General features: G+C 45.6%; 7 protein-coding genes. 1 reads left to right on the forward strand and 6 read right to left on the reverse strand.

Annotated features, from left to right (window positions below; all coding sequences use genetic code 11):
* Positions 1 to 82: 82 nt before the first annotated feature.
* The 6 genes from A3756_RS16890 to A3756_RS16915 all read right to left on the reverse strand — a co-directional run bounded on the left by A3756_RS16890 (position 83) and on the right by A3756_RS16915 (position 6258).
* On the reverse strand, positions 83 to 1219 hold the full coding sequence (locus tag A3756_RS16890) for a DUF3426 domain-containing protein (RefSeq protein WP_068512182.1): 1137 nt from the start codon (positions 1217 to 1219) through the stop codon (positions 83 to 85).
* Between the two features lie 36 nt (positions 1220 to 1255).
* Entirely contained in the window at positions 1256 to 2164 is a 909-nt protein-coding gene (gene prmA, locus A3756_RS16895) for a 50S ribosomal protein L11 methyltransferase (protein ID WP_068554032.1), read from the reverse strand.
* A 47-nt stretch (positions 2165 to 2211) separates the two neighbouring features.
* Positions 2212 to 3549 carry an acetyl-CoA carboxylase biotin carboxylase subunit gene (gene accC, locus A3756_RS16900; protein WP_068512188.1) on the reverse strand — a complete coding sequence of 446 codons (1338 nt, stop codon included), beginning with the start codon at positions 3547 to 3549 and terminating at the stop codon, positions 2212 to 2214.
* 18 nt (positions 3550 to 3567) lie between these two features.
* Positions 3568 to 4014: an acetyl-CoA carboxylase biotin carboxyl carrier protein gene (accB, locus tag A3756_RS16905; protein WP_068512191.1), complete on the reverse strand. Its 447-nt coding sequence runs from the start codon at positions 4012 to 4014 to the stop codon at positions 3568 to 3570.
* Positions 4015 to 4033: 19 nt separating this feature from the next.
* Positions 4034 to 4468, reverse strand: a complete 435-nt coding sequence (aroQ, locus tag A3756_RS16910) for a type II 3-dehydroquinate dehydratase (RefSeq protein ID WP_068508593.1) — start codon at positions 4466 to 4468, stop codon at positions 4034 to 4036.
* Positions 4469 to 4620: 152 nt separating this feature from the next.
* Complete coding sequence (locus tag A3756_RS16915) at positions 4621 to 6258, reverse strand: diguanylate cyclase (protein WP_068554034.1); 1638 nt, start codon at positions 6256 to 6258, stop codon at positions 4621 to 4623.
* A 264-nt stretch (positions 6259 to 6522) separates the two neighbouring features.
* Between A3756_RS16915 and A3756_RS16920 the strand changes: the two genes are divergently transcribed.
* Positions 6523 to 7686: LapD/MoxY N-terminal periplasmic domain-containing protein (locus A3756_RS16920; RefSeq protein ID WP_156490549.1), on the forward strand; the 1164-nt coding region annotated here is incomplete at its 3' end.

A 7686-nucleotide genomic window follows, 5' to 3' on the forward strand; every position in this document is an offset into this window, starting at 1 on the left:
GTAAAAGCAAAAAAGGTGGCTTTTTTTGGTTATATTTTGCTCTTATTGGTTGACAATTGATCTATGTCTTGTTCCTTGGAGCTTAGGGTTGAGGGGAGAAAAACTTTAGAGAGTAGTTAACCGCTTCTTTTCCTGGGTCAACGATTTCGAGTGAAATATGAATTGGCTGCTGACTTGGCATTTCGTGCCAGCTGGCTAGATCGCCAGACAAATACTCTTTCGCTTGGAATAAGCGTTGGGCAACGATATTTTTGTTTATGTCTGAAAAATAAAGAGCTAAGTCGGGGAACGCTTGATTGAAAGCAGCTTCATTCACTATCACGGTGTCGATTATGAGGGACTTGCGTTGAGTGGGGTGACTTCTGACAACGAGGTTGTTGCTTTTAATTTTTTCGATATCTTCAAGCTTTGGCAATGTGCAAGATAAGTGTTCACATGCTAGCTCATATAACTCAGAAACTTTAGGGTACTTGGCGAGCTTTTCATAGTGAAACCATACCGCTTGCCCTAGCAGTATTACGATGAGCGATATATTAGCGAGAATGAATAATAAACTGACAAGCCAATGTCTATTATTGGGGCTATCCTGGTCGTATTGAAATTCAATTTTCTCATACGGAGAAGTCTCAGAGAAACCGCTCCCGGGCTCTCCGAAGGCTGATTCAGTCGATGTCTCAGCTTGTGTGACTGAGGCCTGCTCTATAGCTGAAGCGGAGAATGTTGGTTCTACCTTCTGTTTACCTTGTTCATCTTGAATATCTTCGAGGATTTCCTGAGTCCAGCTTTCGTCGATGATTTCTTCACTCTCTTCAGAAACAAAGGTATCGTCAAGTTTTTTAAAGCTGGTTGAGTAAGGGTCACTGTTGTCTGCGGAATCTAGTTCCAGGAAAGAGGTGCTAAACTCATCAGAGCCATCGGCGCTGCCTGAGTAGCCGGGTTCATGCAGATCTTCTTCAGGGTTATCGGCAAATAGCTTATCTTCAGACTCTAGTAGACTATCTTCCAGGTCGATAGCTGAACTTTGTTGGTCTTCGGAGGGTTCAGGAGAAGGCTTGTTTGCTGTTTGCTTCTCAGTATCGGACAAGCTATAGGCAATTGCATCGAAGATGTTCATGCAGGCGCCGCAGCGAACTCTGCCGTTGGCAGCACTTAATTGTTCTTCAGAGACTTTAAACGAAGCCTTACAGTGCGGGCATTGTGTCAGTCGCTGATTGCTCATCGTGTGTGTTTTTCCTGAATTATTNTAAGGCTATTATCAGTCTTTTTTTGTGCCGGTCAAGCATACCCAGCCATCCTCTAGCTGAGGTTTATCCATTTCAAACCATTCTTCATAGTCGTGAACTAGCGCAGCTGCCTGATGCTCAAGAATTCCAGATAGAATTAATTTTCCTTTAGGTTTAACTAAAGCGGCAATATTGCTACGTAAGTCATGCAGTGGTTGAGCAAGAATATTAGCCAGAACCAGGTCTACTTGGTCTTTAGGGCTATCTTCTGGAAGATAGACCGGGAACTGCTGAGCTTCGACCTCGTTTCTCTTGGCATTGTCTTGGGTAGCCAGCAAAGCTTGAGGGTCGTTGTCGATTCCAACCACCGATTTGGCGCCGAGTAATAATGCGGCCAAGCCCAGTATTCCGGAACCACAGCCAAAATCTACGACAGTTTTGTTGTTTAGGCCGTCATCGTTTAGCGCATAAGCATCTAGCCATTTTAAGCAAAGTGCAGTTGTGGGGTGTGTGCCAGTGCCGAAAGCCAGGCCAGGGTCGAGCATCAGGTTGACAGCGTTTGGCTCAGGAATGTCATGCCAGCTTGGGCATATCCATAAGCGGCGACCAAACTGAATGGGTTTGAAGTTATCAATCCATTTACGCGTCCAGTCTTCGTTTTCCAATATTTCAAAACGCAATTCAGGGAAGGTCTGATCTGAAAGATTGGTGAAGACACTTTCAGTGATGGCTCTAATAGCTTTTTGGTCCTCATCGGCAGAAAACAGCCCGGTGACGATCGTTTCTTCCCAAAGCGGCGTTGTGCCCCGTTCGGGCTCTAGCACTGGCTGGTCTTGAGCATCTTCGAGAGTCACTGCGCTGGCTCCCGCCGCGAGCAAGCCTTCTTCGAGAGCTTCTGCGATGGCGGGAGATATATTGGCTTTAACTTGGATCCAGTTCATAAGTCAGTGACTTCCTGATAGTCGGGAATGAAATACATTAGATGAAACTAAAGGATATTCTTTTCCAGATGATGGATATTAAATTCGAGCTCTCGAAATCCGCTATCGGAAAGTAGCTTGCGGTGAAGGTCAATATTTGTGTCAATTCCGTCTACGACTAGCTCGTCAAGTGCGTTTGTCATACGGTTCATCGCCGCATTACGGTTTTCGCTATGACAAATGATTTTGGCAACTAAAGAGTCGTAAAATGGAGGTACACGATAGCCGCTATATAAATGCGAATCGACACGGACTCCCATGCCACCGGGCGCGTGAAACTGTTTAACTAAGCCGGGGCTCGGTGCAAAGGTTTGAGCATTTTCAGCGTTAATGCGGCACTCTATCGCATGGCCTTCAAGATTTACTTCAGCTTGAGAGACTGAAAGTGGTAGGCCGCTAGCAATTCTAATTTGCTCTTTAACGATATTAATGCCTGTTATCATTTCTGTTACAGGGTGCTCTACCTGTACTCGGGTATTCATTTCGATAAAATAGAAACTGTCATCCTGGTATAAGAACTCAAATGTTCCTGCTCCGCGATAGCCGATATCTTTGCAGGCTTTTACGCAGGCGGCAAACGTGGCTTGTCGGGCTTCCTCGTTAATATTTGGTGCAGGGGCTTCTTCGATAACTTTTTGGTGTCTTCGTTGCAGTGAACAGTCACGGTCACCTAAGTGAATGACATTGCCATGGTTATCTGCAAGTACCTGGATTTCGACATGCCGGGGTGTGTCGAGAAATTTTTCAAGGTAAACGGTGTCATCGCCAAAAGCGGCTTTGGCTTCAGACTGTGTTAGCTGAATCGAGGTGAGTAGTTCAGCTTCGTCGTTAACAACTCTCATACCCCGGCCGCCACCACCTGAGGCTGCTTTGATAATAACCGGGTAGCCAATTTTGCGTGCAATAGCTTTGGTTCGATCTTGATTATTTGTGATCGGGCCGTCGGAGCCAGGAACCGTCGGTACGCCGGCTTTTGTCATGGCTTTGATGGCTGAAACTTTATTCCCCATTAAGCGAATGACACTGGCAGGGGGGCCAATGAAGGTAAAGCCGCTCTTTTCGACTTGTTCTGCGAAGTCAGCATTTTCAGCAAGAAAACCGTAGCCAGGATGAATGCCAACAGCATTGGTCACTTCAGCGGCGCTGATTATTGCAGGTATATTGAGGTAGCTCTCGACAGGGCTGTTATTACCAATACAAACTGACTCGTCTGCCAAGCGAACGTGCATAAGGTCTCTATCAACCTTGGAGTGTACGGCGACCGAAGGAATACCGATCTCTTTGCAGGCGCGTAGAATTCGTAAGGCTATTTCGCCACGATTAGCGATTAGAACTTTTTTTAACATCAGTGTTACCTGCGAGCCTTATGCAATTGTAAATAGTATCTGATCGAACTCGATAGGTTCTCCGTCACTGACTTCTATCGACTGAATAACGCCGCTTCGGTCTGCCTCGATTTGGTTCATCATTTTCATTGCTTCAATGATGCACAAGACATCGCCAGCCTTAACGCTTTGTCCAACTTCAACAAATGGGGCGGAGTCAGGTGAGGGCGCCTTGTAGAAGGTGCCGACCATAGGGGCATTGATTGTCTGGTCACTAGAGGTGCTCGCCGGTGCCGGACTTGCAGTGGATGTTTCTGTGATAGGTGCTGAAGCAGACGTTACGGGTGCTGGGGCCGCTGCTGGTGCGGCGACAACATGCTTGCGACGGTTGATGCGGATGGACTCTTCGCCTTCCTTAATCTCTAGTTCTTCTACATCTGACTCGGTGATTAATTCGATCAGCTTTTTGATTTTTCGAATATCCATAACAATTCCTGTATTAGGTTTATAGCGCCTGCAGGGCTTTGCTGAGCGCAGCATCGTAACCTAAGCTGCCCAGCCCGCAGATGACGCCTAATGCGACATCAGAGAAATAAGAATGATGGCGAAATGTTTCTCTAGCATGAACATTTGATAAATGTACTTCGATAAAAGGAATATCAATCGCTAGTAGAGCATCTCGGATTGCTACGCTCGTATGCGTAAATGCCGCAGGGTTAATAATTATAAACTGAGTATCATCTTGCTTAGCTTGATGTATGCGCTCGATAAGTTCGTGTTCAGCATTGCTTTGCAACGTGTTGAGCGCGATATTGTTATTCTTGGCGCAGGCTTTTAAGCGAGAGTTGATATCATTGAGAGTTTCTGAGCCGTAAATTTCGGGTTCGCGGGTGCCTAAAAGGTTTAGGTTTGGGCCATGAAGTACCAGTATGCTAGCCATAATCAGACGATGCTCGTAAAAACATGTGAAAGAGAAAGTTAATTCTAAGTGCCGTGAGAAATGTCTACAAGTGTAGTTTCTTTTTATGACACTTTATCTACAATATAGTGGCTAGTTTGCCCATATATTGCGTTATTTACAAGCAGGTTTTCTTACAGTTCTGTATTGTAGCAACGGACATTATTTCGTCCATTTCTCTTTGCTTCGTATAGGGCATGATCAGCCTTTTCACATAAGGATTGAGCGTTTTCGTGGTCAGCTAATGCAATGCCGCAACTAAAGGTGACATTGAATGTGCCGGTTCCGGCGGGCTGTGGTAATTCTGCAAAGCGTTCACGTATTTCGTTAAGAATAGTTTTAGCATCGCGTTCAGAAGTATTTGGCAGTACGATGGCAAACTCTTCGCCACCATAGCGACCGATGTGGTCTGTTTTACGTAGCCGCTGTTTAAGGAAAAGAGAAAGGCTTTTCAGTACGCGGTCGCCAATAGGGTGGCCGTAGTTATCATTAATCTTTTTGAAGTAGTCGATATCGAGCATTGCGAAACAGACAGGTAGTTCGCTTTCCGCTGCTTTAGCAACTTCAATTTCTAGCAAATGTAGAGTATGGGTATGATTGTAAAGCCCGGTCAGGCTATCGCGAATCATTAGTGCCAAAAGGGATCGAGCTCTTCGGCCTCGGTTTCGCAGCGTGGCGATGAGGTGTTTCGGGTCGATAGGTTTCGTTAGAAAGTCATCGCCTCCAAGACTCATCGCGTGTAGCTGTTTGTTGACGTCATCTTCTGCAGAGAGGTAAATGATAGGTACGCTGTGAAACTTGTCTTGCTGGCGTATCACTCGGGCTAGCTCCATACCGGTACAGCCTGGCATGTACATATCCATGATAATTATCTCAGGCTGGAAATCCGCCAAGGCTACCAGGATATCCATCGGCTCGGTAATGATGTGAGGAATCATGCCGGCTTTGTGCAATATATTCTCAATGTACTTTGCTTGTGCTTTAGAGTCATCGACTACCAGAATACGGTATGGGTCCTGAATGTTGGCGTGCGTATATTGCTCAATTTTTTCTATTAGCTGGCCAGGGTCGATGGCTCGATAAAAAAACTCTTCGCCGCCTGTGCGCGATGCTTTTAGCCGGGTCTGAATGTCGTCAGTGCTCTCGCTAACATAAATAACTGGAATAGTTGTCTCGTGAGACTCCTGGATTACTTGAACGGCATCGATGCCAGCAAGCTTATGCCCGCCAAAATCTACATCGGCTACGATGGTCTCTGGCTTATCCTGCTTAGCTGCGTGAACAAAATCATCAACATCACTGAAGTTGATTGAACGAAAACCAAAGAACTCCAGCTGATTAATAATGCGGTTAGCGTACTCGGTGTTGTTTAGCGCGAGGTAAATCGGAGTGCGTAAAAAAGTACGTGGATTCGAGTGCGAGGTGTCGCTTCGCCCCCCTCCGGTATCACTCTTTCGCAAAGTGCACTCATTCAGCTCCTGAATAAAGGACTCAATTTTTTGTTGGCTGTCTAACGAAAGCGGGGCTTCAGGGTTAACATTGCTCAGTAGCTGGTTAATTTTTCGTGCCGAAGTCTCCTGGCGAGACATCTCAAAGCGGGTTGCAAAACGCTCTAGTTTTTCACTCGCATCATTTAAATCTTGAGTGCGATCCAGGTCTTCCCAAGAGGAGAGTTTGCACTTTTGATAGACATCTAATACAACTCTGGCTTGCGTCGTAACTCGTTTTGCAAACAGTTGTTTAAGTTTCTCTCGTTGGTTGTCCTGAGCCATTCCTTGATCCTAATGGAAGAATTCTTTTTGTAAACGCGAATCGTCTCTACATAATTTAGCATAATCCCCTGAATATGGAGGTTTTTATCGTCAAAAAATGTCAGGATGTGTAAGTTGATCTATTGTTATATGGAAGCAATGCCTACAGGCTGGCCATTATGATTTCTGTGGTGAAAGAGGTCGGGTCGTTTTTATACTTGGGCTTTGCTAATAAAAAGACACCAATGAAGATACTGATGGAGATAAAGTAAGTGAGGCCTAATCATGAGGCATAGTCATAGCCTGACAAATCAGGGTCCTAGCTTACAAAGGACACTATTTGCTTATATTAGCATTATGTTGCTGTTGTTGTTGGTTGGAAGCTTTACGCTGAATATCACCACCATGCGTGACTATTTGCAGAATCAATTGCAGTCCCATGCACAGGATGCTGCTACTTCTTTGGGCTTGTCATTATCGACGAGTATAGATGCTCAAGATCGCGTGGCGGCAGCGCGAATTGTTGACACGATATTCGACAGTGGTGACTACAGAAAAATTGTTTTTTTTGACTTGAACGGTGCCGCCATTGTCGTGCGCGCTAACTCTTTAACTGTTGATACTGTCCCTGACTGGTTTGTCTCTCTGCTTGATCTAAAGGCCCCTGCCAAAAGTGCAGAAGTTGTAGCTGGTTGGAAACAGTTGGGCACGATTGTGGTAGAGAGTCATCCTGGTTACGCCTACCTTGAATTGTGGAAAGTGATTCGTTCTGAGTCAATTTGGTTTCTAAGTATTTTGGTGCTCGGCTTATTTGCAGCGCGTTGGCTATTAGCTGGTGTGTTAAAGCCTTTAAAACAGCTTCAGTTTCATGCACAGGAAATGAGTCATCGCCATTTTGATTTTAGGGCTCCTCATCCTGTATTCCGAGAGCTTGCAGGCGTTGCCGATGCGATGAATGATATGGCCAGGCAGCTTGGCGGGGTGTTTGAAGAGCAATTAAATTTGATCGAGGACCTGCGTCAGGCATCTTTTGTTGACACACTTACCGGCCTAAGTAACCGTGAAGGTTTTGATGGGCGTTTAAAGACAGAGCTGGATTCACAGCAGCACACAGCAAAAGGAAGTCTGGTCTTAGTGCAACTTAACGACTTTGGTGCAGTTAACGAGTCATTGGGGCGAGATCGAGGCGATGCTCTGTTGACGAGTGTTGCGCAGATACTGCAAAAATATGAACAGCGTCATCAGAATGCGTTTGCTGCGAGGCGAAGTGGTGCCGATTTTAGTGTGTTTATGCCGAGTGTTATGGATGATGAAATTGATGTCCTGGTGCCAAAAATGATATCAGAAATTTGTTCACTCTCTGATATCAAGCACTTGTTGCGCGATGATAGCGTGCATATCGGTGCGGCTTGCGTAAAGGCTGATGATACTGCTCGCACTTTGTTGTCT

This window comes from Oleiphilus sp. HI0086, from assembly GCF_001635225.1.

Coding starts and splice junctions, on each gene's coding strand:
- A3756_RS16890 (WP_068512182.1), bottom strand. CDS start 1,219: ATGAGCAATCAGCGACTGACACAATGCCCGCACTGTAAGGCTTCGTTT.
- prmA (WP_068554032.1), bottom strand. CDS start 2,164: ATGAACTGGATCCAAGTTAAAGCCAATATATCTCCCGCCATCGCAGAA.
- accC (WP_068512188.1), bottom strand. CDS start 3,549: ATGTTAAAAAAAGTTCTAATCGCTAATCGTGGCGAAATAGCCTTACGA.
- accB (WP_068512191.1), bottom strand. CDS start 4,014: ATGGATATTCGAAAAATCAAAAAGCTGATCGAATTAATCACCGAGTCA.
- aroQ (WP_068508593.1), bottom strand. CDS start 4,468: ATGGCTAGCATACTGGTACTTCATGGCCCAAACCTAAACCTTTTAGGC.
- A3756_RS16915 (WP_068554034.1), bottom strand. CDS start 6,258: ATGGCTCAGGACAACCAACGAGAGAAACTTAAACAACTGTTTGCAAAA.